At 73.1% G+C, this 23,272-nt stretch carries 6 protein-coding genes and 1 pseudogene; all 7 read right to left on the reverse strand.

The window, feature by feature from the left end:
- Window positions 1-95: 95 nt before the first annotated feature.
- Window positions 96-3,785: pseudogene (locus tag ACZ44S_RS08635) on the reverse strand (type I polyketide synthase); the annotation flags it as partial.
- The gene (locus ACZ44S_RS08640) at window positions 3,782-16,045 is read right to left on the reverse strand and encodes an SDR family NAD(P)-dependent oxidoreductase (protein ID WP_466926006.1); all 12,264 of its coding nucleotides are present in this window, start codon (window positions 16,043-16,045) and stop codon (window positions 3,782-3,784) included. The pseudogene ACZ44S_RS08635 and the gene ACZ44S_RS08640, both read right to left, overlap by 4 nt.
- A 73-nt stretch (window positions 16,046-16,118) precedes the next feature.
- Window positions 16,119-17,285 (reverse strand): cytochrome P450, encoded by a 1,167-nt coding sequence (locus tag ACZ44S_RS08645; protein WP_466926008.1) that lies wholly within the window; start codon window positions 17,283-17,285, stop codon window positions 16,119-16,121.
- Window positions 17,286-17,312: 27 nt separating this feature from the next.
- Window positions 17,313-18,473 (reverse strand): pyridoxal phosphate-dependent aminotransferase, encoded by a 1,161-nt coding sequence (locus ACZ44S_RS08650; protein WP_466926011.1) that lies wholly within the window; start codon window positions 18,471-18,473, stop codon window positions 17,313-17,315.
- 219 nt (window positions 18,474-18,692) lie between these two features.
- A complete protein-coding gene (locus ACZ44S_RS08655; protein WP_466926014.1) occupies window positions 18,693-22,358 on the reverse strand; it encodes an ABC transporter ATP-binding protein in 3,666 nt (1,221 codons plus the stop codon).
- 12 nt (window positions 22,359-22,370) lie between these two features.
- Entirely contained in the window at window positions 22,371-23,021 is a 651-nt protein-coding gene (locus tag ACZ44S_RS08660) for a 4'-phosphopantetheinyl transferase family protein (RefSeq protein WP_466926015.1), read from the reverse strand.
- A 20-nt stretch (window positions 23,022-23,041) separates the two neighbouring features.
- Window positions 23,042-23,251, reverse strand: coding sequence for an MbtH family protein (locus ACZ44S_RS08665; protein ID WP_466926017.1), 210 nt, complete (start codon window positions 23,249-23,251; stop codon window positions 23,042-23,044).
- Window positions 23,252-23,272: the final 21 nt, after the last annotated feature.

Here is a 23,272-nt window from a genome sequence, read left to right on the forward strand (position 1 = left end):
CATCGGTCGGTGCGGGGGGCGGCGGGCAGCCCGGGCAGTTGTTCCCACGCGGGCCGCAACAGGCCGTCGGGCGGCCCGCCTCCGTGCCGGGCGGGGATCGGCCGCAGCGCCAGCGAACCGATGGAGGCCACCGGTCGTCCGGTCGGATCGGCCAGGTCGACGCAGTACGCGTCGGTTCCCGCCGGTGCCAGCCGCACCCGAAGCGCCTCGCCGCCCGGGCCGTGGACCCGTACATGGGACCAGACGTGCGGCACCCGGGAGCCCGCATCTTTGGCGTCGTCCGCCGGGGCGGCGAGAGCGATCGGGTGCAGCGCGGCGTCCAGCAGGGCCGGGTGCAGCCAGTGGCCGCCGGGGCCCTGGTCGTCGGAGCCGGGCAGCGCGATCTCGGCGAAGATCTCCCTGTCGCGCCGCCACATCGCCCGTACGCCGCGGAAGCCGGGCCCGTACTCCAGGCCCCTCGCGGCCAGTTCCATGTAGAGGTCGCCGGGGGGCGTGGCCACCGGGTGGGCGGCCGGCGGGGGCCAGGTCGTCAAGTCGGCCGCCGGGTGCTGCTGCTGACGAGTGATCGTGCCATGGGCGTTGCGCTGCCAGGTCCCGGTGCCGTCCCGGCCCGCCCGGCGCGAGTGGACCGCGACCGCTCGGCGGCCGTCGGCGTCAGGGGCCGCCAGCGACACCCGCACCTCGATCCGGGCGTCCCGCGCGACGGTCAGCGGGGCTTCCAGGACCAGTTCCTCCACCTCCCCGGCGTCCCCCACGCGGGCCGCGCACACCGCCAGATCGAGCAGGGCGGTGCCGGGCAGCAGCGTCTCCCCCGCGACCTGGTGCCCGCTCAGCCACGCATGGGTCGCCTGGGACAGGGTCCCGCTCAGCAACAGCCCCCCGGTCTCGGGTAGTTCGGTGACCGCGGTCAGCACGGGGTGGTCGCAGCGGGTGAGTCCGGCCGAGCTCACATCGCCGGCGGCCGACGCCGGTTCGGGCCAGTGGGTGCGGCGCTGGAATCCGTAGGTCGGCAGCTCGACCCGGCGGGCGTCCCGGTCCGCGAACACCGCGGCCCAGTCGACCGCGGTGCCGCAGACGTGGAGCCGGGAGACGGCGCTCATCAGGGCCCGGGCCTCCGGCTGGTTCCGCCGCAGTACCGGTATCGCCTCGCGGCGGGTCCGTCGTGGGCCGCCGGTCGCGGCGAGGCAGTCGTCGGCCAGGGACGTCAGGTCGCCGGCCGGCCCCAGTTCCACGAACCGGGTGCAGCCCAGCTCCGCGAGGGTGTCCACACCGTCCTGGAAGCGCACCGTGCTGCGCGCGTGCCGGACCCAGTACTCGGGGTCCCCGAGCTCCTTCCCGGTCACCGGCCGGCCGGTCAGATCCGATACGACGGTCAGCCGCGGGTCCTGGTAGGTGAGGCGCTCGGCGACGGCCCGCAGGTCGTCCAGGGCCGGTTCCATCAGCGGCGAGTGGAAGGCATGGCTGACGGGCAGCCAGGTGGCCTTCCCGCCGGCCGCCTCGAAGGGCCGTACGCAGGTGCTGAGCGCGTCCCGGTCGCCGGAGAGCACGGTGGCGGCGGGCCCGTTGACCGCGGCCACGGAGATCCGGTCCTCGAGTCCGCCGATCAGGGCGGCGGCCTCTGCCTCGTCGGCGCGCAGGGCAACCATCGCGCCCCCGCCGGGCAGCCGCTGCATGAGCCGGCCCCGGGCCACGGCGAGTTCGGCGGCGTCCTCCAGGGAGAGCACACCGGCGACATGGGCGGCGGCGAGTGCGCCGACCGAGTGTCCGAGCACCGCGTCGGGCCGGATGTCCCAGGCCTCGAGGAGCCGGTACAGCGCGACCTCGAAGGTGAACAGCGCCGGCTGGGTGTACTCGGTCCGGTCCAGCAGCGCGGCACCGGGAGCGTCGGCGGCCGCGTGCACCACGTCCTTCAGCGGCCGTTCCAGGTGACGGTCCACCACGGCGCACACGGCGTCGAAGGCTTCGGCGTAGGCCGGGAACGTGCGGTGGAGGTCACGCCCCATCCCGGACCGTTGCGCACCCTGTCCGGCGAAGAGGAAGGCGGTCCGTCCCTCGGCCGCCGTGCCCTGGACGAGATCCACGGGCGGGGTTCCGTCGGCCAGCGCGCGCACCGCGTCGAGCAGGGCCCGCCGGTCCTCGGCGAGCAGCGCCGCGCGGTGGGGCAGGTGCTCGCGTGTGGTGGCGAGGGAGAAGCCGATGTCGCCGAGCTCGGCGGTCGTCGCCTCGGCGGCGCCCGTCAGGTGCCGGTGCAACCGGTCCGCCTGGGCGCGCAGCGCGTGATCACTGCTCGCGGACAGCAGACACGGCACCAGGGGCAGCGGCTGCGCCTTTCCGGACCGGGGCTCGGGCGCGGGTTCGGTGGCCTGCTCCAGGATGATGTGGGCGTTGGTGCCGCTGATGCCGAAGGAGGAGACAGCGGCGCGCCGCGGGCGGCCGTGATCGGGCCACGGGATCGTCTCGGTGAGCAGCGCGACGGTGCCGTCGGACCAGTCCACATGGGGCGTGGGCTCCGCCACGTGCAGAGTCCGGGGAAGGACGCCGTGCCGCAGCGCCATGGTCATCTTGATGATCCCGGCGGCGCCCGCCGCGGCCTGCGTGTGCCCGATGTTCGACTTGACGGAGCCCAGGTGCAGCCGATCGCCCGCGGAGCGGGTGCGGCCGTAGGTGGCGAGGAGGGACTGCGCTTCGATCGGGTCGCCCAGCGTGGTGCCCGTGCCGTGTGCCTCGACGGCGTCCACGTCGGCGGCGGACAGACCGGCGTCGGCCAGCGCCTGCTGGATCAGTTGCTCCTGGGACGGGCCGTTGGGCGCCGTCAGGCCGTTGCTCGCCCCGTCCTGGTTGACCGCGGAGCCACGGATCACGGCCAGTACGGGATGACCCAGGCGCCGGGCGTCGCTGAGCCGTTCGACCAGCAGCATCCCGGCGCCCTCGGACCAGCCGGTGCCGTCCGCGGAGGCGGAGAACGCCTTGCAGCGGCCGTCCGGGGCGAGCCCGCGCTGTCTGCTGAACTCCACGAAGGGCAGCGGTGTGGCCATGACCGTCGCTCCGCCGGCCAGGGCCAGCGAACACTCGCCCCGCCGCAGCGCCGAGCACGCCAGGTGCAGGCTCACCAGGGAGGAGGAGCAGGCGGTGTCCAGGGTGACGGCGGGGCCCTGCAGTCCGAGGGCGTAGGCGATACGGCCGGACGCCACGCTCCCGGCGCCCCCGGTGGCCAGGAATCCCTCCAGTTCGGCCGGTGCCGGGGTCAGACGGGACAGGTAGTCCGCGTACATGACGCCCACGAACACACCGGTGCGGCTGCCGCGCACCGACCCCGGAGTGATGCCGGCGTGCTCGAACGCCTCCCACGCCGTCTCCAGGAGCAGCCGCTGCTGCGGGTCGACCGCGTCTGCCTCGCGCGGCGATATGCCGAAGAACTCGGCGTCGAAGCGGGTGGCGTCGTGGAGGAAGCCGCCCTCCTTGACATACGAGGTGCGGGGGGTGTCGGGGTCCGGGTCGTACAGGGTGGTCAGGTCCCAGCCGCGCTCGGTGGGGAACGGGCCGATCGCGTCCACCTCGTCGGTGACCAGCCGCCACAGATCCTGCGGAGAGGCGACCTGGCCGGGGTAGCGGCATGCCATCCCGACGATGGCGATCGGCTCGTGTTCGCTGTTCGTGAGCTGGTGGTTGACTGCTCGGAGGCGTTCGTTCTCCTTGAGGGCGGCTCGCAGCGCCTCGACGACTTCTTGGGGTGGTGTGGACGGCATCGTGTGCTCTCTCCGTGTGTCCCCGCCGGGACGGGTCAGGACTCGCCGCCGCCGAGTGCCAGGCGGACCAGATCGTCGGTGGTCATCGTGTCCAGTGCGCTCTCGCCGACCGTGGGGCCGGCGGCGGCGTCGGGTGTGCCGCGAGGGCCCCGCGCGTCGGGCCCTGCCACCAGGTCGGCCAGCCGGTCCGCCACCGCTGACGGGGTGGGGTGATCGAAGATCAGGGTGAGCGGCAGTCTGACTCCCGCGGCCGAGCTGAGCCGGTTGCGCAGTTCGACCGCCGTCAGGGAGTCGAAGCCGAGGTCCTGGAACTGGCGGTCGGCTGTCACCCGATCGGGGGTGGCGTGCCCCAGGACGGCGGCCACCTGGGACCGTACGGCTTCGAGGAGCAGGTGACGATGTTCGTGCCGGGGCGCCCGAGCCAGCAGGTCGCGCAGCCCGACGGCCGGGTCCGGGCCGTGCGCCGGCCCCCGGTGAGCGGGGGGCAGCAGGGCACGCAGCGGTGCCGGCACCGCGTCCGAGTCCGCCTCCCCGAGTGCCAGCCGGATGGCGGCCGGCACCGGCAGGCCGGAGGTGACGGCCGTGTCGAACAGCGCGAGGCCCTCCTCCGCCGAGAGCGCTCCGATGCCCAAGCGGGCCATCCGCCGTAGATCCGCCTCGCCCAGGGACGCGGACATCGCGCTCTCGTCCGCCCACAGGCCCCACGCCACGGACAGCGCGGGCAGCCCCTCGGCGTGCCGCTGCCGGGCCAGGGCGTCGAGTACGGCGTTGGCGGCCGCGTAGTTCGCCTGGCCCGCCGAGCCCAGGACGCCGGCAAGCGAGGAGAACAGCACGAACGCCGACAGGTCCAGGTGCCGGGTGAGCTCATGGAGATGAACGGCGGCCTCGGCCTTGGGACGCAGCACCCTCGCCAGCCGCTTGGGTGTGAGCCGCTCGACGACCGCGTCGTCCAGTGTTCCGGCCGCGTGCACCACACCGGTCAGCGGCCTGTCCTCCGGTACGGCGGCCAGGAGGGCTGCCACGGCCGCGCGGTCCCCCACGTCGCACGCGGCGACCGTCACCTCCACGTCCGCCCGGGCCAGGCCGGCGAGGAACCCTTCGACACCAGGTGTGTCCATGCCACGGCGACCGGTCAGCAGCAGGCGCCGTACGCCGTAGTGCTCCGCCAGATGGCGGGCCACCAGGCGGCCGAGGGTCCCGAGGCCGCCGGTGATCAGGACGTGGCTGTGCTCGTCGAAGGGCACGGCGAGCGGCTCGGGGGCCGCGGCGGCGGACGGCCGCCGCAGTTCCGGGATCCACATCCGCCCCGCCCGGACGGCCAGTTGGGGTTCTTCCGAGGCCAGGGCCGGAACCAGGGCGCGGACGGACTCCGGCCGGCCGTCCGTGTCGACCAGGGTGAACGCCCCGGGCCGTTCCGCCTGGGCACAGCGGACCAGCCCCCACACGGCCGCCCCGGCGAGGTCCTGACGCTCGGCGTCGGTGACCGCGACAGCGCCCTCGGTGGGCAGGACGAGCCGGGCGTCCTCAAGGCGTTCGTCGGCGAGCCAGGACTGCAGGAGATGCAGAACGGCTCCGGCCGCTGACCCGGGGGCGGCTGCGGAGGGCCAGGCCGAGGCGGCGACGACCACGGCGGGCGCCTCGGCGCCGTCGTCCAGCGCCCGCCCGAGTTCGGCCAGGTCGCGGTAGGCGCGTACGGCCGCTCCGGTGGCGCGTACCGACTCCGTCATCGGGGTGCCGCCCGGGCCCACGACGGCCCACGGCCCGACCGGGGTGTCCGGCGGTGGGTCCCTTCGCACCCACTCCGTGACGAGCAGGGCCGCGCCATCGGCGCCGGCCGGATCCGCCGGGAGCTCTCGCAGTGCCAGTGCCCCGGCACGGAACACCACCGCGCCGGTGTCGTCGGCGACGAGCACCGAGCAGGTGTCACCGTCGCCCGGGCTCAGGCGCGCCCGCAGCGCGGTCGCGCCGGACTCGTGCAGGGTCAGGTCGCTCCACGAGAACGGCACGACGAGCCGGGCGTCCTCGTCACCGTCCCGGATGAGAGCGGCGTGCAGCGCGGCGTCCAGCGCCGCCGGGTGCAGCAGGAAGCCCTCGTCATGGGCCTGTTCGGGCAGAGCGATCTCCGCGTACACGTCCTGCCCGCGCCGCCAGGCGGCACGCAGCCCCTGGAAGGCGGGACCGTACTCATAGCCGGACCCGGCCAGCGTGGCGTAGAGGCCGTCGACGGCGAGGGGGGTGGCCCCGGCGGGCGGCCATGGGGGGAACGCTGCGGCGCCCGCCGTGTCGTCGACCGCCTTGTCCGTTCGCAGGAGACCGGAGGCATGGCGGGTCCACCGCGCCTCGGGGGTGCTCCCGTGGCGCGAGTGCAGGGTGAAGGAGCGGGTGCCGTCCTCGGCGGGGGCGGTCACCATGAGCTGGATCGCGGTGTCCCCGGCCACGGGCAGGGGCTGTTCCAGAGTCAGCTCGGCCACGCCCGCGCAGCCGGTCTCGCGTGCCGCGTACAGGGCCAGCTCGGCGACGGCCGCGCCGGGCAGCAGCGACCGGCCCATGATGGTGTGCTCGGTGAGCCAGGGCCGGCTGCCGGGATCGAGCCGCCCGGAGAACACCCAGCCCTGGTCGCCCGCCAGTTCGACGGTGTGATCCAGCAGTGGATGAGCTCCGGCCGCCGGTCTGCCGGTCCGGGGGCTCTGCCAGTAACGCTCGCGCTGGTAGGCGTAGGTGGGCAGGGCCACGGTCCGTCCGCCGGGGAAGAAGCCCTTCCAGTCGACGGCCACTCCGCCGACGTAGGCCAGGGCCAGCGCCTCCAGGAAGGTCCGTGTCTCGTCGCGGCCGCGACGCAGCAGTGGGGCCGCCGCGACCGGTGTCCCCTCGGCCGGGCCGGCCTGCCACGACTGGACGGTGGCGCTGAGGACCGCGTCCGGTCCGAGCTCCAGCCAGGTGGTCACCCCCTGGCCGGCGAGGAAGCGGGTGCCGTCGAAGAAGCGGACGGTCTCGCGTGACTGCCGGACCCAGTACTGCGGGTCGGCCAGTTCCCCGGCGTCGGCCTGCCGGCCGGTGACGCAGGAGATGACGGGGATCCGCGGGACCGAGTAGGCGATGCCGGACGCCACCTCGCGCAACTCGTCGAGAACGCCGTCCAGATGCGGGGAGTGGAAGGCGTGGCTGACGCGCAGCCGCTTGACCCGCCGCCCGGCGCTCTCCCAGCGCGCCGCCGCCTTCTCCACGGCCTGTTCGTCACCGGAGATCACCACCGCGTCCGGGCCGTTGACCGCGGCGATGACGGCCTGCTCCGTCAGAGTGGGCGCCACCTCCTCCTCGGTGGCCTGGATCGCCGCCATCGCGCCACCCGCCGGCGCGGACTGCATCAGCCGCCCGCGGGCCGCCACCAGCGTGCACGCGTCGTCGAGGCCGAGGACACCTGCGACGTGGGCCGCGGCCAGCTCCCCGACGGAGTGCCCGATGAGGAAGTCCGGGACGACTCCGTACGACTCCAGGAGCCTGTACAGGGCCACCTCCAGGGCGAACAGGGCGGGCTGGGTGTACCGCGTGCGGTCCAGCAGCGCGGCTCTCTCACTGCCCTCCGGTGCGAGGAGCAGTTCCCGCAGCGGCACGTCCAGGTGCGGGTCGAGGCGCTCGCATACGGCGTCCAGTGCCGCCGCGAACACCGGCTGGGTCCCGTACAGTTCGGCGCCCATACGGGGGCGCTGAGACCCCTGCCCGGTGAAGAGGAAGGCGGTGTGGCCCGCGTCCCGCGCGCGGCCGGTCACCAGGTTCGGTGCCGTCGCGCCCTGCTCCAGCGCCTCGAGTCCGCCGAGCAGTTCCTCCGGTCCGGCGCCGAGGACGACGGCCCGGTCGGTGAGCGGGGACCGGGTGGTGGCCAGCGAGTACCCGAGGTCGAGGGATGCCGGGCCGGCGTCGGCGCCGACGGCGGCGGTCGCCAGGGGCAGCAGACGTCGGGCCTGGTCGCGCAGTGCCGTGGTGCCCCGGGCGGTGACCACCCAGGGCAGCAGGGCGGGCGCCCCGGCTACCCGGGGTGTGGCCGACGGCTCGGGCTCGGGGGCCTGTTCGAGGATGACGTGGGCGTTGGTGCCGCTGATGCCGAACGAGGAGACGCCGGCACGGCGGGGGCGACCGGAATCGGGCCACGGGGTGGTGCGGGTGAGGAGCTGTATGCCGTCGGTCCAGTCGACATGTGTGGTGGGGCGGGTGACGTGGAGGGTCTGCGGAAGGAGGCCGTGCTCCAGGGCCAGGACCGTCTTGATGACGCCGCCGATGCCCGCGGCGGCCTGGGCGTGGCCGATGTTGGACTTCAGGGTGCCCAGGTACAGCGGGACGTCACGCTCTGTGCCGTAGGTGTGGAGAAGGGCCTGTGCCTCGATGGGGTCGCCGAGCCTGGTTCCGGTGCCGTGGGCCTCGACGGCGTCGATGTCGGCGGCGCTGAGGCGGGCCGCGGCCAGGGCGTCCTGGATGACCCGTTCCTGGGAGGGGCCGTTGGGGGCGGACAGGCCGTTGCTGGCGCCGTCCTGGTTGACGGCCGAGCCGCGGAGAACGGCGAGCACCCGATGGCCGTTGCGCCGGGCGTCGGACAGCCGCTCCAGCAGCACCACCCCGGCCCCCTCGGCCCACGCCGTCCCACTGGCCGAGTCGTCGAACGGCCGGCAGTGCCCGTCCGCGGCCAGCCCGCGCTGCCTGCTGAACTCGACGAAGAGCTCGGGGGTCGTCATCACCGTCACCCCGCCGGCCAGTGCGAGATCGCACTCTTGCTGCCGCAGCGCCTGCGCGGCCAGGTGCAGCGCCACCAGGGAGGAGGAGCAGGCGGTGTCCACGGTGATCGCGGGGCCCTGCAGTCCCAGGGTGTACGACACCCGCCCGGAGACCACGCTCAGTGCGCTTCCCGTGTTCAGGTTCGAGCTGTAGTCGCTGTACATGACCCCGCTGAAGACCCCGGTCCGGGTCGAGCGCAGCGTGGTGGGGGCGATGCCCGCGTTCTCGATCGCTTCCCAGCTCGTCTCCAACAGCAGCCGCTGCTGGGGGTCCATCGCTTCGGCTTCGCGGGGGCTGATGCCGAAGAAGTCCGCGTCGAACCGGTCGGCGTCGTAGAGGAATCCGCCGTGCCGGGTGTACGTCTTGCCGGGGCGCCCCGGGCGGGGATCGTACAGTTCGTCGATGTTCCAGCCCCGGTTGCCGGGGAAGGGGCCGATGGCGTCCACACCGGCGGTGACCAGCTCCCACAGTTCCTGCGGAGTGCGGACGCCGCCCGGATAGCGGCAGGCCATACCGACCAGCACCACCGGATCGTCCTGGCCGTCCCCGGCCCGGGTGGCCGTCCCGTCCGTGGCGGCGGCGGTGTCGGCGGACGGTGACCTCCGTGTGACCTCGGCCAGCAGCCGGTCGGTCAGATCGGCCGGTGTGGGGTGGTCGAAGACAGCGGCTGCCGACAGTCGGACGCCGGTGGCCGACTGGATGCGGCCGCGCAGCTCCAACGCTGCCAGGGAGTCGAAGCCCAGGGCCTTGAACGCCGTGTTCTCCGCGACCGACGAGGGACCGTCCAGCGCGAGGACCGAGGCGGAGACCGACCGGACCAGTGCGGCCACCGTGCGCCGGCGCTCGGCCGGCGGCAGTGCGGCCATACGGTGCGCCCATGCCGAGGCGTCGGTGCCGGACGCACCGGGAGCGGCCGCACGGCGGCGCTGCGGGGGGACGAGGGAGCGCAGCAGCGCGGGCACGGAATCGGTGTGCTGGGGGTCGCGCAGCGCGGGCAGGTTCCACCGCGCCGGCACGAGCATCGGCCGGCCCGAGGTCAGGGCCGCGTCGAGGAGTTCCATGCCTTCCTCGGCCGACAACGGCAGCACCCCTGTGCGGGCCCATCTGGCCAGGTCGGCTTCGGCCGGCGAGCCGCCCATGCCCCGTTCCGTCTCCCACAGTCCCCAGGCCAGGGAGGTGGCGGGCAGGTCGCGGGCCCTGCGGTGGTGGGCGAGGGCGTCGAGGTAGGAGTTCGCGGCCGCGTAGTTGGCCTGGCCGGGGCTTCCGGCGGCGCCGGCGACGGAGGAGAACAGCACGAAGGCCGACAGCGGCGTGTTTCGGGTGAGTTCGTGCAGGTGCCAGGCGGCGTCCGTCTTGGGGCGCAGTACCGCGTCGATGCTCCGGGGTGTGAGGTTGTGCAGGGTGGCGTCGTCCAGCACTCCGGCGGTGTGGATCACGGCGGTCAGCGGATGCTCGTCCGGTACGGCCGCCAGCAACCGCTCCAGCGCGGACCGGTCGGCGACGTCGCAGGCGGCGATCGTGACGCGGGCACCTGACGCAGCGAGTTCGGCGGCCAGTTCGGCCGCGCCCTCGGCGGCCTGGCCCTGACGGCTCGCCAGCAGCAGCTGCCGTACTCCGTGCCGGGTGACCAGGTGCCGGGCGACCAGCCGGCCCAGGGCGCCGGTCCCGCCGGTGATCAGCACCGTGCCGTCGGCGGCGAAGGCCTCGGTACCGCCCTCGGCGGGTGGGGTGCGCTCCAGGCGCGGCGTGTACAGCTGCCCGTCGCGCAGGGCCAGGGCCCGTGCGCCGCCGGCGGCGGCCCGGGCCGCCTCGGCCAGTCGGAAGGTGTCCGTGTCCTGGGCCCCGGCGTCCAGCAGGGCGAACCGGCCGGGGTGTTCGTTGTGGGCGCTGAGCATCAGCCCGCGCACGGCGGCGCCCGTGAGGTCGGGTACATCCTCATCGGGAAGGACGGCGACCGCGCCGGTGGTGACCAGGATGACGCACGTCCTGGCCAGGCGTTCGTCCCGGAGGCATCGCCGGACCAGGTCCAGTGCCGCCCGAACCGCGGTGTGGGCCGCGTCCGGGCCGGCTGCGTCGCCCTCGTGTTCGGCGTGCACGAGAGCCAGCACGTCGGGGGCCTCTTGTCCGGCGTCCAGGGCGGCGCTCAGGGCGTCGGCGTCCCGGTGGGCGTCGACGGTGACACCGCCGCCGGCGAGTGCTTCGGCCAGGTCGAGGGGGTCGGAGCCGAGTACGGCCCACCGGCCGGCCGGGCGCTTCCCCGTAGCGTCCGGTACCCGCTGCCAGTCCACGCGCCACAGGCCGGCGCGGTCGGCGGGAGCCGGCCGAGCGGTGATCTGTCCGGCCGGCAGCTGCAGGAGCGCCACCGAGTCCAGCGTCAGTACGGGGGCCCCGGTGGGGTCACTGACGGCGAGCGAGGCGGTGTCGGCGCCGGTCGGCGTCCACCTGACACGCAGGGACGTGGCACCCGAGGCGTGCAGGGTGACGCCGCTGAAGGAGAACGGCAGCCGTGGCGTCGAGGAGTCCCCGCCGACGCTGGTCGCACCGGTTCCGTTCGCCGTGTCGATGCCGTCGACGAGGAAGAGCTGCACGGCGGCGTCGAGGGCCGCGGGGTGGAGCCCGAAGCGGCCCGCCTCGTGGTGGTGCGCCTCGGGCAGGGTGATCTCGGCGAGGAGTTCGGCTCCGAGACGCCAGACGGTGCCCAGGCCCTGGAAGGCCGGCCCGTAGTCCAGGCCTTCGGCGGAGAACCGCTCGTAGCGGCCGGACGCCGGGATCTCCCGCGCGCCCGGCGGAGGCCAGGCGACCGGGTCGCTCGTGGCCGGCGGCGCCTCGGCGGCGAGCACACCCTGGGCGTGCTGCCGCCATGGCGCGTCGGTGTCGGCGGGCCGTGAGTGCACGCGCAGGACGCGGCCGCCCGACGCGTCCGGAGCGCCGACGGTGAGCTGGATCCGTACGTCACCGTCCTCGGGGATGACGAGCGGGCTGTGCAGCACGAGTTCGGCGACATGACCGCAGCCGGTGCGCTCGCCCGCGTGCAGGGCGAGTTCGAGGTAGCCGGTGGCGGGCATGACCGCCCGTCCGAGGACGGAGTGTTCGGCGAGCCAGGGATGGCTGCGCAGCGACAGGCGTCCGGTGAACAGGACCTCGCCGGAGTCCGCGGAGCTGACGGTGGCGCCCAGCAGCGGATGCCCGGCGGGGTCGAGTCCGGCCGCGGTCACATCCCGGTTCGAGTGGGTGTCCGTCAGCCAGTGCCGGTCCCGCTGGAAGGGGTAGGTGGGCAGCTCGACCGGTGCCTCACCGGGGAACAGGGCGCGCCAGTCCGGTACGACACCATGCGCGATCAGGTCGCCCAGCGCGGTCAGGACGCCGCGGGCCTCCGGGCGGTCCCTGCGTACGGCGGGGACGAGGAGGGTGTCCGCCGTGTCGGTGAGGCACGCCTCGGCCATGGCGGTGAGGGTGCCGTCGGGGCCGATCTCCACGTAACGGGTCGTCCTGAGCTCTTCCAGGCGGCAGACAGCGTCGTGGAAGCGGACCGTGCCGCGGATGTGCCGCACCCAGTAGTCGGGATCGGTGAGCTGGTCGGCCCCGGCCGGTTCACCGGTCGCAGCGGAGATCACCGCTGTCCGCGGCGGGTGATAGCTGAGGCTTTCGGCCACCGCGCGGAACTCCTCCAGCATCGGTTCCATCAGCGGGGAGTGGAAGGCGTGGCTGACGCGCAGCCGGGTGGCCCGGTGGCCCAGGGACCCGGCTCGCGCGGCGACGGCGGCGACGGACGCCTCCGATCCTGAGACGACGGTCGCGGCGGGACCGTTGAGAGCGGCGATGCCCACCTCGGCCTCGTGCCCCCGCAGCAGCGGCAGCACCTCCTCCTCGGTAGCGCGCAGCGCGAACATCGCGCCGGCCGGGCGGAGTCGCTGCATGAGTTGGCCGCGGGCCGCGACCAGCTTCGACGCGTCCTCCAGGGACAGCACCCCGGCGACGTGCGCGGCGGCCAGTTCACCGACGGAGTGCCCCGTGAGGAGGTCGGGGACGACGCCCCACGACTCCAGGAGGCGGTACAGGGCGACTTCGAAGGCGAACAGGGCCGGCTGGGCGTACTCCGTACGGTTCAGCGCCTCCGCGTCGTGGCCGAAGACGACGTCCCGCAGGCCCGGGACATGGGCACAGACCGCGTCGAAGACTTCCGCGAAGACGGGGAAGGCCGCGCACAGTTCCTCTCCCATCCGCAGCCGCTGGGCACCCTGGCCCGCGAACAGGAACGCGGTCCTGCCGCCGGTGCGGCCCGTTCCCGTCCGGACGTCGGGTCCGAGGGTTCCGTCCGCCACCCGGGACAGCGCGGCGGTCAGTTCGGGCAGACCCGCGCCGAGCAGCACGGCGCGGTGTTCGAAGGCGGTGCGGGTGGTCGCCAGGGACAGGCCGATGCCGTACGGATCGGTCCCGGGCCGTGTCTCGATGTGTGCCAGCAGCCGGCTCGCCTGGGCCCGCAGCGCGGACTCGGTTCGGCCCGTCACCACCCACGGGACGAGCGGCAGCCGGTCACGGGGCTCGGCCGGCCCGGCGGCGTCGGGCGTCTCGGTGGGCCCCTGTGGCACGTCCTCCAGGATCAGGTGCGCGTTCGTACCGCTGATGCCGAAGGACGACACCGCCGCCCGGCGGGGGCGGTCCGTCTCGGGCCAGTTCCGCGGCCGGGTCAGCAGCCGTACCGCGCCCGCGTCCCAGTCGACCCGGGAGGAGGGGACGTCGGTGTGCAGCGTGGCGGGCAGCGTTCCATGGCGCATCGCCAGCACCATCTTGATCACGCCCGCGACACCGGCGGCGGCCTGGGTGTGCCCGATGTTCGACTTGACCGAGCCCAGCCACAGGGGACGGTCCTCGGGGCGGTCCTGTCCGTACGCGGCGATCAGTGCCTCGGCCTCGATCGGGTCGCCCAGCTCTGTCCCCGTGCCGTGTGCCTCGACCGCGTCCACGTCCTGCGGGCCGAGGCCCGCGCTCGCCAGCGCCGCCTGGATCACGCGTCGCTGCGAGGGGCCGTTCGGCGCGCTCAGACCGTTCGAGGCGCCGTCCTGGTTCACCGCGGAACCGCGGATCACCGACAGCACCCGGTGGCCGTTGCGCCGTGCGTCCGACAGCCGCTCCAGCATCAGCACTCCGACGCCCTCGCCCCAGGAGGTGCCGTCCGCGGCATCGGAGAACGGCTTGCAGCGCCCGTCCGCGGCGAGGCCGCCCTGGCGGGCGAACTCCGTGAACTGGCCGGGAGTCGCCATCACGGTGACTCCGCCCGCCAGGGCGAGCTCGCACTCCCCCTGGCGCAGCGCCTGCGCGGCCAGGTGCAGCGCCACCAGCGAGGAGGAGCACGCGGTGTCCACGGTGAGGGCGGGGCCTTCCAGGCCGAGGGTGTACGAGATCCGGCCCGAGGCCACAGAGGTGGCCGTGCCGGTGATCAGGTGTCCGCGTGCCGAGTCGTCCGCCTCGTGCAGCCTCGGGCCGTAGTCCTGCGCCATCGCACCCAGGTAGACCCCGGTCGCGCTGCCGTGCAGCCGCGCCGGATCGAGGCCCGCCCGCTCGACGGCCTCCCACACGGTCTCGAGCACCAGCCGTTGCTGTGGGTCCATGGCCGCTGCCTCGCGGGGAGCGATGCCGAAGAACGCGGCGTCGAAGCGGTCGGCGTCGTGCAGGAACCCGCCTTCCCTGCGGTACGCGGGGGCCGCGTCCTCCCGATTGTCGGCGGGCCAGCCGCGGTTGCCGGGGAAGGCCGAGATCGCGTCCCGTTCGTTCAGGAGCAGTTGCCACAGGTCCTCGGGCGAGTTCACCTCGCCCGGATAACGGCAGGCCATGGAGATGATCGCGACGGGTTCGTCGGGGGCCGCGGCCCGGCGCCGGGAGGACTCCTGGGCGGGGGCGTCGCCGGCCTGCTCGGTGGCGAGGCGGGCCACGAGGCGTTCCGGTGTGGGGTAGTCGAAGAGCAGCCCGGTGGGCAGCCGCATTCCGGTGGCGGCGGCCAGCCTCCCGCGCAGTTCCACCGCGATCGCCGAGTCGATGCCCAGGTCCCAGAAGGCCTCCGACGGCGGGATGTCGCGCCGGTCACGGCCCAGGACGAGGGAGAGTTCGCCGAGCACGAGGTCCATCAGGGAGGCGGCGGCGTCTTCGACCGGCGGGTCGTGGGGCGGTGGCCCGTCGGGGTGCCGCACCGGTCCCGGTTCGTCCAGGGGCAGGGGTACGGCCGCCGCGTCCGGCGGGAAGGCCGGGGTCCAGTCGACGGCCGTGCCGGCGCAGTGCAGTTCGGCAAGGCAGGTCAGGACGCGGCGTGGACCGCTGTCACCGCGGCGCAGGGTGCCGACGACGACGGCGTCCGATTCCGCCTCGTCGAGTGTCTGCCCGAGAGCCATGGTCAGCACGGGGTGGGGGCTGATCTCGACGAAGCTGTCGTGGTCGGCCAGCGAGCGGGTGACCTGGTCGAACCGGATGGTGTCCCGCATGTTGCGGTACCAGTAGCCGGCGTCCAGGGACCGGGTGTCCAGGAGCCCGCCCGTCACGCTGGAGTGGAAGGGCACAGTCCCGGTGCGCGGCCGCAGGGGGGCGAGCGCGGTCAGCACTTCCTCGCGCAGTCGCTCCATCTGCGGGGAGTGGCCTGCCACGGTGATGGGGATGCGCTTGGCCCTGACTCCTTCGGCGGTGAACTCTTCCAGCAGCCGGTCGATGACGTCCCGGTCGCCGGACAGCACCACCGAGCGCGGCCCGTTGACCGCGGCGAGCGCCAGCTGCCCCTGCCACCGGGCCAGCAGCGGTTCGAGGGATGCCGCCGGCAGCGGGACCGAGATCATCGCGCCGTTGCCGACGAGCGGTATCTGCGCCTTGCTCCACAGCGCCACGACCCGGGCCCCGTCCTCGAGGGACAGGCCTCCCGAGACGACGGACGCGGCGATCTCGCCGTTGCTGTGGCCGGCCACCGCCGCCGGCCGGACGCCGAACGAACGCAGGACGTCGGCAAGCCCCACCATGACGGCGAACATGGCGGGCTGCGCCACATCCTCACGGTCCAGGGACGGGGCGCCGGGTGCCGCCCGCAGCACCTGTTCGAGCGACCAGTCGACATGGGGCGCGAGCGCCTCGGCGCACGCATCGACGGCGGTCCGGAAGACGTCCGAGCAGTCGAGCAGATCGGCGGCCATGCCGACCCACTGGCATCCCACACCGGGAAAGACGAACACGGTCCGTTCACATCTGCGAGCCGTGCCGTTGATCTGGAATGCCGTGGTGCGGTCCGCGGCGAGCGCGGACAGTTCGGTCGCGCACTCCTCGCGGGTCCCGGCCAGCACCACCGAGCGCACCCGGGACGGGTCATGGGCCCCGGCCAGGGCGAGCCCGAGACTGCCGACGGTGTCCTCGCTCCGGGCGAGGTGGCCGAGCATCCGTCCGGCCTGTGCGCGCACGGCGGCCGTGGTGTCGCCGGAGAAGATCCAGGGGGTCCACTCGCTGCGGAACGAACCCGGTGCGGTCACCTGCTCGGTCTCCTGGCGCTGGGCCTTGTCGACAGACACGCGGTTCCTCACTTCGGATCAGATGCGTTGACGATGGGTCCTGCTCCCAGGGGGCGTGGCCGTCGCCGGGGCCCTACCAGTCCACGAGCAACCGGGAGAGCCCGCGGGTGCCCTGTCCGTCCTTCCAGGCGAACGGGTTCGGCCCGGAAGCAAGGCGCAGCGTCGGGAACCGCTGCGACAGCCGGTCCAGCACGATCCGCAACTGGAGCCTGGCCAGCGGTGCGCCGAGGCAGCGGTGCACACCGTGTCCGAAGGTGAGGTGGACCGCGTCCCGGCCCTCGACGGCCAGTTGCCCTGGTTCCGTGAAGGTTCGGGCGTCCCGGTTCCCGTGCAGCAACGAGACCATGACGCCCTCTCCGGCCTGCACGGTGACGTCCCCGAGCGGTACGGTCTCGGTGGCGACACGCGTGAAGCTGAGCGGGGTGGCCGGGGTGAGACGCAGGAGTTCCTCGACCGTGGGGGCCAGCCGGTCCGGGTTGCCGCGCAGTTCCTCGTACGCGCCCGGCTGGGTCAGCAGGTGCAGGACCGACAGTCCGATCTGGCCGACCGTGGTCTCGTAGCCGGCCATCAGCAGGGTCAGGCCCAGCGTGAGCAGTTCCGCCATGGACAACTCGCCGCGGTCGTGCGCCCCGATCATGGAGGTGAGCAGATCGTCCGCGGGCTGTCGGCGCTTGTGCGCGATCAGGTCCGCCATGTAGGCGGCGAGTTCCAGGCGGCGCCGGGCCTTCACCTGCGGGGTGCTGGCACTGATGTCGAAGAGCACCTCGACCCAGCCCCGGAACTGATGGCTGTCCTCGGGCGGAACACCCAGCAGGGAGCACAGGACCTGCAGGGGGAGGGGGTTGGCGAGTTCGCTGATCAGATCGGTCCCCGGCCCGAGCGCGGCGACGGTGTCCAGGTGCCGGTCGGTCAGCTGCTCGATGTACGGCGCCATGCCCGCGACCCGCCCGGTGGAGAACGCGCCGGACACGACGCGCCGCAGCCGGGCGTGATCCGTTCCGTCCATGCTCATCATGGAGTCGGGAGCCGGCTGTGCGTCGTTGGCCTGCGGGGCGTGCGGTTTCACCGCCTCGGCTCGGCTGAACCTTCTGTCGCTCAGCACCTGCCGGGCAAGGGCGTGGTGGCACACGAGCCAGAGCTTGTCCCCGGTCGGGGTGACGACCGGTACGACGCCCTGGTCCCCGGACTGCCGCAGGAAGTCCGGGAGGGGCCCCGGCCAGGCGCCGGTGACGTGTGCCATGCGTGTGCTCCCCGAGGTAGTCGGCGTTCAGGCGGCCATGAGCCGGCGCTCGGCCTCACGTAGGGTCTCCGTGCGCCGGTTGAACGCGACACGGACGTACTGCGCTCCGAGGTCCGGGCCGGAGAAGAAGGGGAATCCGGGAGTCAGCAGCACACCGCTGCGGTCCAGCAGTTCCCGGACGAACGTCAGGCTGTCCGTGCGGCCCCCGGTGATCGGGCTGATGTCCGCGAACAGGAAGACGCCTCCCTCGACGGGAGCGAACTTCATGCCCACGCGGGAGAAGATGTCCTGGGTGAGATCACGCCGACGCTCCATCTGCGCCGACGCTTCCTTCTGGTCCGCCCAGTCGGCCCGCCCGGCGGCCACCTGCAACGGAGCCGCGGTGCCGAGTGTGGTCAGTGTGTGCACGCGGCGGAACGCCCCGGTGCGCACGGGGTCGGCGCGCAGGAAGCCGAGCCGCCAGCCGCTCACCGCATGGCTCTTGGACAGCGAGCCGACGACCACGCTGCGCTCGGCGAGGCCGGGGACGTCGGCCACCGAGACATGCCGGCGGCCGTCGAAGACGAAGTTGCTGTACACCTCGTCGCAGATGGCGGTGACGTTCCACCGCTCACACAACTCGGCGATGACATCGAGCTCTTCGCGGGTGAGGACCCTGCCTGTCGGGTTGCTCGGCGTGTTGAGCAGGATGGCCCGGGTCCTGGGGCCGAAGGCGGCGGCCAGGTCCGCGGGATCGAAGCGCCATTCGGGCGCGTGGAGCGGCACGTACCGGGGGACGGCGCCCACCAGCCTGATCGCGGCGGCGAACTGGTCGAAGCCCGGGGTGAACAGGACGACCTCGTCACCGGGGTCGACGCTCGCCAGCAGGGCGATGTAGAGAGCCTCGGTGGCGCCGGCGGTGATGGTGATCTCGGTGTCGGGGTCGGTGACGGCGCTCAGCGATTCGGCGATGCGGCGGCGCAGCAGCGCGTCGCCCATGGGGTGTTCGTACTGGTTGTGCCCGGCGCGCATGGCGCGGGCCGCCTCTTCGATCATGTCCGCAGGAGCCTCGGGATGGCCGGGGGTGCCGATCGCCAGGTCGACGGCGTCGAGGGACCGCGCCAGCATGAACACCTCGGTCAGACCGCTGTCCGCCACTCCGGCCGACCGCTGGGAGATGACTGACCTCTCGGCCGGGGAATTCGTCATGACCCAGTCCTTCCCTCATTCGGGTTCGCGCAGGAATCAGTTTCCAAAAAGGGCGAATTCTTCCTCACCCACGCTCCGGTGGGTTCTCTCCGAAAAGCACCGGGAACCCACTGGGCATCCCTCAAAAGCACCTGTGGATAATATCCACGCCCCCACTGGAGCAGGCTGAACCTGCCCTGGACACACATCTGCCTCTCCTGTCCCGAGAAAGCTGCCGCATCACTCTTCCAGAACCGGCGAAGACCGTCGGAATTCCGTGTTCGCGGACGGTCCGTCGTACGCCTGCCAGAGCCGGGCGTACACGCCGCCGAGCGCCAGCAGTTCCTCGTGGGTCCCGTCCTCGCACACCCGGCCGTCGTGCAGTACGACCACCCGGTCGGCCCGCGCGGCCACGCTGAGCCGGTGCGCGACGATCAGCGTCGTCCGGCGGGTGCCACCGTGGGTCAGGGCGGCCCGGTTCACCAGGGACTCACTCGTTGAGTCCAGGGCGGCGGTGGCCTCGTCGAGCAGGAGGACGTCGGGCCGGACCAGTTCGGCTCTGGCCAGTGCGATCAGCTGCCGCTGGCCGGAGGAGAGGTTGTGGCCGCCTTCGGTGACCGGGTGCCGGTAGCCCAAGTCGAGCCCGGCGATCATGTCGTGGGCTCCCACCTGCCGGGCCGCCGCGACCACCTCGTCGTCGCTCGCCCCGGGCCGCCCGTAGGCGATGGCGTCACGCACGGTTCCCTGGAAGAGGTACGGCTCCTGGGGCACGATGCCCAGGCGCCGCCGGAACGCTCTGAGGTCCAGTAGGCGGATGTCGGTGCCGTCGACGAGGATGGTTCCGCGGGTCGGGTCCTGGAAACGGGCCAGCAGTTTGACCAGGGTGGATTTGCCGGCCCCCGTCTCGCCGACGAAGGCGACTCTCTCGCCCGGCCGGATATGCAGGTCTATGCCGCTGAGGGCCTGCGTGGCGCTGTCGTAGCGGTGATACACGTCCTCGAAGCGGATGTCGCCGCGCACCTGTTCCACCGCGCGCGGGGCGGCCGGCTGCGGTGTGCCCGGGGGGATCTGGAGGAAACCCCGGATGGCGGTGAGGGAGACCCGCGCCATCTGGTAGCCGTCGAAGAGCTGGGAGATCTCCTGCAGCGGGGTGAAGAACAGGTTGAGATACAGCAGGTAGGCCACCAGGGTGCCGACTGCCATGGTGCCCTCGGTCACCCGCTGTCCGCCGACGACGAGGACCAGGGCGGTGACCACGGACGCGGCGAACTGGATGCCGGGGAAGTACAGGGCCGTCAGGAACTGGCTTCTCGTACGTGCCCTTCGGTGATCGTCGCTCTCCCGGGCCAGCCGCAGTGCGCTGGTCTCCTCGCGGCGGAACGCCTGGACCAGACGCATGCCCGCCATGTGCTCCTGGAAGGTGGCCGTCACGACGGCGGTGGTGTGCCTGGCCTGCTCATAGGTCCGCGCCGACTTCCCGCGGAACAGCAGGGTCGCCACCAGCAGGGGCGGCAACGCCGCCAGGAGGACCAGCAGGAGCCGGGCGTCGGCGACGAGCAGCGCGACCAGGACACCCGCCAGCGTCAGCAGACTGACCATCAGACGCACCAGTCCGGTCTGCAGGAAGGCCGACAGGGAGTCGACGTCCGTGGTCATCCGGGTCAGGGTCCGGCCTGCCGCCTCACGTTCGTAGTGGTCCAGCCCCAGGCGGTGCAGATGGGCGAAGACACGTACCCGCAGCGCGTACAGAATCCGCTCGCCGGTGCGCCCCAGCACCCTGATCGCCCCGTGCTGTGCGGCCCACTGCGCCGCGATGACGGCCAGTGCGGCACAACAGGCGGCCCACACCGTACTGGTCGCCATGCCCTGTACGCCGCCCTCGACGCCGCGCCGGAGCACAAAGGGCAGGGTCAGCCCCGCGCAGGTTCCTCCGACGACAAGTGCCAGCCCCCAGGCGAGCGGGAGCCGGAACCCGCGCAGCAGGTCGCGCAGCCCGAACTCACCCGCCGGTTCCCGGGCCTGGGCCACCGCGTCGACTCGGGGGTCCTCCTCGATGTGCGTCCCGTCGTGCGTCCTGTCCCCCGCCACGGTGGGCGGCGGCTTGGCGGAGCGCCGTCCGGGCCCGGCCGCCGGCGCCACGGCCCGTGCGGTGTCCGGGTCGCGGTCGGCTTCCCGCAGGATGTCGCGATACAGCGGGCAGCGCTGCCGGAGTTCGTCGTGCGTGCCGCTGTCGAGCAGACCGCCCGCGTCGAGTACGGCGACGCGGTCGGCCAGGGCGAGGGTGGATGCCCGGCGGGCGACGATCAGGGTCGTACACCCTTTCATGACCTCGCGCAGGCCCTCGTGGACATGCGCCTCGACCCGGGCGTCCACCGCGGACGTGGCGTCGTCCAGGATCAGCAGCCGGGGGCGGTTGAGCAGCGCGCGGGCGAGTGCGACGCGCTGGCGCTGGCCGCCGGAGAGGGTCAGACCGCGTTCGCCGACACGCGTGTCGTAGCCGTGCGGCAGTGCCTCGATGAACCCGTCCGCCCAGGCGGTCCGGGCCGCGGAACGGATCTCGGCGTCATCGGCGTCCGGACGCCCGAACGCGATGTTGTCCCGGATGGTGCCGGAGAACAACAGGGTCTCCTCGGGGACGAATCCGACGGCACCGCGCAGCGAGTGGAAGGTGAGGTCACGGACGTCGTACCCGTCGACGCGTACGGTCCCGCCGCTGACGTCGTGGAAGCGCAGCGGGAGCTGGGCGAGGGCGGATTTGCCCGCGCCGGGCGGGCCGACGACAGCGACGGTCTCGCCCGGCGCGATGCGCAGGCAGACATCGTTCAGCACGGCGCGCCCGGCTTTGTACCCGAAGGTGACGTGGTCGAACTCCACGGCGGGTGGAGGGCCGGGCGGCAGCCGTACGGTCCCCTCGGTCATGGAGGCCGTGGCGTCGGTCCATTCCAGTACGCGCTCGATGCCCGCTCCGGACTGCTGGCCCACGAGCAGGAACGACGACAGCATGCGCAGCGAACCGGCGAGAGTGGTGAGGTAGGTGAAGAAGGACAGGAACGTACCCAGGCTGAGCTGCCCGCGGGTGGCCAGCCAGCCGCCGAAGCCCAGGATGCCGATCTGTCCCAGCGCGGGAACGGCCTGCAGCGCGGGGTTGAAACGGGCGTTCAGCCGGACCGCGCGCAGCCGGCGTGCGAACAGCCGGGTACCGGCCCGGGTCAGCCGGTCCATCTCCCGCTGTTCCTGGCCGAACGCCTTGACCACGCGGATGCCGGCGATGGAGCTCTCCACGATCCCGGCGACGGCCGCGACCTCCCGCTGCACCTGCCGGGCGGCGGGGCCGATGAGGCTTCTGCTGCGCCGGGAGACGAACCACAGGACGGGAAGCACAGCAAGCGCCACCAGCGTCAGTGCCGGGGAGAGCAGCGTCATCATGACGACCGACGCCAGTGCGGCCATGATGTTCGCGAGGGCCAGCGGCATGTTGGAGAGCAGTCCGAACACCATGTTCATGTCGCTGGTCAGCCGGCTGGCGAGATGGCCCGGCCCGAGTGCGTCCCGCTGCCCGGCGTCCAGGCGCGTCAACGAGCGGAACATCTCCGTCCGCATGTCGTGCTGTACGTCGGCCGCGAGCTTGCCCGCGCACAGGCGGCGCAGATACGCCAGGGCGTACGCGACCACGGCCGCGACCAGGAACAGTGCCGTCCAGGGAGCCGCTTCGCGGGTCTGCCGCACGATGACGTCGTCGACGATCACCTTGGTCACCCAGGGCACGACCGCAGCCACCACACTGCCGCCGCACGCGGCGAGGACCGCGGTCGTCAGGGTGCCGCGGTGCCGCAGGCAGTACCGGCTCAGGCGACGCGGCCAGCCCTCCCGGGCCTGCTCGTCGGCAACGGTGACCGAGGCCGCCACCTGCTGTCCTCCTTAGTGTTGTCGTTCCGTGGCGGTCCGCAGCTCGACACCGACCAGGCCGGTGGGGGCAGCCAGGACCGCGACGGCGAGGATGTACCGGCCGGAGCCGACGGACGTCGTCCCGCAGCTCGTGTGCGGGGCTCCCGGAAGTGCGGTGAGGGACAGCCGGCCCGGTGGTGGTCCGCTGCCGTGCTCCGCGGCGGGAGGGGCGGCGACCCTCCGGGTGAGGCCGCCGTGTCGCAGGCCCGACCCGTGGGCCTTGCCTGCCGCCTCCTTCTGGGTCCACAGCAGGAAGAACGTCTCCGTCCTGCCGGCCGGTGGAGCGAGAGCGACCGCTTCGGCGGCGGACGCGTCCAGCCAGCGCCGGGCGAGCGCCTCGGCCGGCACGGAGCGGACGGTTTCCACGTCGACCCCGACCGGCGCGAAGGCGCTCAGCGCGACGGCGAATACCCCTGTGCTGTGGCTGACGCTCACCTGGAGTCCGCTCGCCGGCCCGGTCAGGAAGGGACGGCCGTCGGGCCGGTGCCTGAGCCGGATGGCGTGGGCGGGACCGCCGGTCATGTCCGCCGCGGTGTGGATCAGGGCCCGGTGGGCCGCGTACCGCTCACCGCGAGAGGCGTTCCCCCACACGACGGTGACAGTGCGGGGCGTGTCGTCGGGCACGCCCCGCGCTGTGCCCGCCGTCAGCTTTCCATCTGCCGGACGAGAGTCCTGGGCCGCATGTCGGTCCAATTCGCCTCGATGTATTCCATGCATGCCTGCCGACTGTCCTCGGAAAGCGCCACTTCCCACCCCGCCGGAACTTCGGCGAAGCTGGGCCAGAGCGAATGCTGCCCCTCGTCGTTCACGAGGACGAGAAAGCGGCCTTCCGGGTTGTCGAACGGGTTGGACATATATTTCCCCTTTGCTCTGTG

It is taken from the genome of Streptomyces malachitofuscus (assembly GCF_055571035.1).

Bases quoted from the DNA above. Each gene is read 5' to 3' on its own strand.
- ACZ44S_RS08645 (WP_466926008.1), bottom strand. From the start codon at position 17,285: ATGGCACACGTCACCGGCGCCTGGCCGGGGCCCCTCCCGGACTTCCTG.
- ACZ44S_RS08650 (WP_466926011.1), bottom strand. From the start codon at position 18,473: ATGACGAATTCCCCGGCCGAGAGGTCAGTCATCTCCCAGCGGTCGGCC.
- ACZ44S_RS08665 (WP_466926017.1), bottom strand. From the start codon at position 23,251: ATGTCCAACCCGTTCGACAACCCGGAAGGCCGCTTTCTCGTCCTCGTG.